The 2,884-nt window shown below is 69.0% G+C and carries 3 protein-coding genes; 1 reads left to right on the top strand and 2 read right to left on the bottom strand.

All coding sequences use genetic code 11. From position 1 onward, the window contains the following. Positions 1-767 (top strand): EAL domain-containing protein (locus OS124_RS25010; RefSeq protein ID WP_010140939.1); only part of this gene is annotated, 767 nt, incomplete at its 5' end. Between the two features lie 6 nt (positions 768-773). On the opposite strand, the gene OS124_RS0116615 is transcribed toward OS124_RS25010, so the two are convergent. Further along, positions 774-2,318, bottom strand: a complete 1,545-nt coding sequence (locus OS124_RS0116615) for an ATP-binding protein (RefSeq protein ID WP_168161481.1) — start codon at positions 2,316-2,318, stop codon at positions 774-776. A 25-nt stretch (positions 2,319-2,343) separates the two neighbouring features. Further along, positions 2,344-2,718: a response regulator gene (locus OS124_RS0116610; protein ID WP_010140936.1), complete on the bottom strand. Its 375-nt coding sequence runs from the start codon at positions 2,716-2,718 to the stop codon at positions 2,344-2,346. Between the last annotated feature and the right edge of the window lie 166 nt (positions 2,719-2,884).

Genomic DNA, 2,884 nt, shown 5'->3' with positions numbered 1-2,884 from the left:
GCCGCTGGGACAATCCGCGCCATGGGCTGATGGCCCCGGACAGCTTCGAGTCGGTCTTCACCGACCCCGAGCTGGCCAATCGCCTGACCCGCCATATGGCGCGCGAGGCGTTCCGCATCTTTGGCAGCGCGCGCGGGCAGATGGATCCGGGCACCAAGCTGTCGCTCAACCTGACCTACTTCGACCTGATGGACAGGGAGTTCGTCTTCGATCTTCAGGTGCTGCTGGCCGAGCATCAGCTGGACTGGTCGGACCTGGTGGTCGAGGTGCAGGAGACGGTGGTCATGGGCGGCGACAACGGCCAGATCTTCCGCTCGCTGACCGAGCTGCGCCATCGCGGCGCCGAGATTGCCCTGGATGATTTCGGCACGGGCTACGGCGCGTTGAAGCACCTGCGGACATGGCCCGTCGACATGCTGAAGATCGACCGCTCCTTCGTGCAGATGATCTGCCTGAACAGCCGCGACCGGGCGATTGTCGGCTCGATCCTGCAACTGTCACAGGATCTTGGCTTCCGCGTCGTTGCCGAAGGGGTAGAGAGCGAGGAACAGGCGCAGCTTCTCTTCGAGATGGGGTGTGACCTGGGGCAGGGCTACGGCTTCGGACGCCCCCGGCGCGGCGAGCATCTGCTGGAGGACCTCCCCAGGGGATGGCTGGCCGGAGAGGACGATTGCCCGGACGAAGAGGGCGCCGCCGTCGAGGCGGACGAGGCCGGGGGCGACATGCCGTCCTGTGCCCGGGCAAGCTTCGGCGCCGAGGTGCGCTGACGGCGGTCAGGTCGCGGCCCGGCCGAGGCTGCGGGCGATGGTATTCGTCATGGTCGCCACCGAGACGGGCTTGCGCAGGAAGGCCCCGGGGACATGGTCTCCGGGCAGATGGCTGGGGGCGGCATAACCCGAGACATAGATCACCCGCAGATCGGGATGGCGCTGCCGCAGCTGCTGCGCCAGCTGGTGGCCGTTCAGCGGTCCGGGCAGCACGATGTCGGTGATCAGCAGATCCGGCGTGAAGTCCTGTGCCGCGGCCAGGGCCGGGCCGGCCTCGGGCACAAGGGTAACCTCGGCGCCCGAAAGGTGCAGCGCCTGAGACAGGACCTCGCCGAACAGGGGGTCGTCCTCGACCACCAGCAGGCGCAGGCCTGCCAGGGACACCTCCTGCGCTTCGGCGACGGCCGGGCTGTCGGCGGGGCCCTCTACGGGCAGGGTCAGGACGACCCGCGTGCCCTCGCCGGGGGCGCTCTCGATCCGCATGCTGCCCCCCGAGACCTCGGCAAAGGTCGAGACCATGGCAAGCCCCAGTCCGGTGCCGCCGCTGCGTGCGCGGGTGCTGAAGAAAGCCTCGGTGGCGCGTTCGAGGACGGCTGGCTGCATGCCCGGCCCGTCGTCGGTGACGTCGAACTGCACCATTCCCGCCCCGCCGCCGCGCCGGGCCGCAATGCGGATGAGCCCCTCGGCGGTGCCCTGATCCTGAAGGGCGTTGCGGGCATTGATGGCAAGGTTCAGCAGCGCGTTCTCAAGCCCGCCCCGGTCACAGGTGACCACGAGGCCCTCGGGGCCGCCATCGACCTCCAGCCGGAGATGCGCCGGGGTGGTGCGCCGGATCAACTGGCGCAGCGTGTCGAGGAACGGCGCGATCTCGATCTCCGAGCGGGCCCCGTCCTCGCGACGCGCAATGGCCAGCAGGTGATCGATCAGGGCCCCGCCCCGGTCGCAGGCGGCCTGGATCGACGCCACGGCAGCGGTGTTCGCCGCGTCCTTGCCGGTCAGGGTCAGCGCATCGGCTGACAGGCGGATCACCCCCAGCAGGTTGGCCATGTCGTGGGCGATGCCCCCCGAAAGCTGGCCGATCGATTCGAGCCTGTCGGTCGCCTCGCCGCGGCGATGCAGGTGCCAGAGCGCCGCGCCGTCCTCGATGCAGACCACCAGCCGCGCGGGCGGGCCGGGAAGGATGGTGCGGGTAAAGCGCAGGATCTGCTCTGATCCCTCGGCGTCCATCAGCGCGGCATAGACTTCGACCAGTCCGGTGTCGGCCAGCAGCCGCGCCATCGGTCTTTCGGCTGGCCGCAGGCTGCCCCGGCTCTCGGGATCGTGGAAGGGCGCATCATAGAGCCAGGCGTCGAGGGCGCCGCCCCCGGCAAGGTCGCGCGCGGCCCGGTTGGCGCCAAGCGGGCGCCCGTAGCCATCGCTGATGACAATGGCCGTCGGCAGGGCCTCGAGCGCGTCGAGGCCGTCCCGCACGGGACCAGATGCGCCCAGACGACGCCGCAGCCAGGCCAGCGGCCCCGCCCCTTCGCCAGAGATGCCGCCCCGGCGCGCCATCATCCGCCCCGGGGCGGCGGCGGCCTCATCCGCCGGTCTCCGGGGTCAACCTGCGCACCAGCCTGTCAAGTTCGCTCAGCTGCGTCATCTTGCTGATCTTGGCGCTGGCGAAGCGCAGCCCCTCCGTGAGGATGGGCGAGTCGAGCATGCCGGCCTTGCCGGTGATGACCACGACGGGCATGCCGGGCGCGGCCTCGTTCACCGCATGCAGCAGGCTGATGGCCCCGCCGCCCTGCATGAAGACATCCAGGAACACCACGTCGAAATCCTGCCCCGCCAGCGCCGTCAGCGCCTCTTCCCCGGAGCCGACGCCGTGAATGTCATGGCCAAGAACCTTTAGCCCTTCGGAAAAGGCCGAGAGGTAATCGGGATCGTCATCGGCGATAAGTATACGTGCCAAATTGCCCCCCTAATGGATCGCGGGATGGTTGCATAAGAATCTTAATCAGAATTAGATGGCCTTGGAAACAGTGTGGTGGGCGGTTCAGATGGATGGGTCGGAAGGCAGCGGCGAAGGCAGTGGCGGCATGCCGCTTGTCGCGATCGGCGCTTCGGCCGGGGGGCTC

Origin of the sequence: Oceanicola sp. S124, assembly GCF_000220565.1 — a bacterium.
Taxonomy (GTDB): Bacteria; Pseudomonadota; Alphaproteobacteria; order Rhodobacterales; family Rhodobacteraceae; genus Pseudooceanicola.
The sequence above is the reverse complement of the archived record's forward strand: the minus strand, read 5'-3'. Positions and strand labels throughout refer to the sequence as shown.

Bases quoted from the DNA above. Each gene is read 5' to 3' on its own strand.
- OS124_RS0116615 (WP_168161481.1), bottom strand. From the start codon at position 2,318: ATGGCGCGCCGGGGCGGCATCTCTGGCGAAGGGGCGGGGCCGCTGGCC.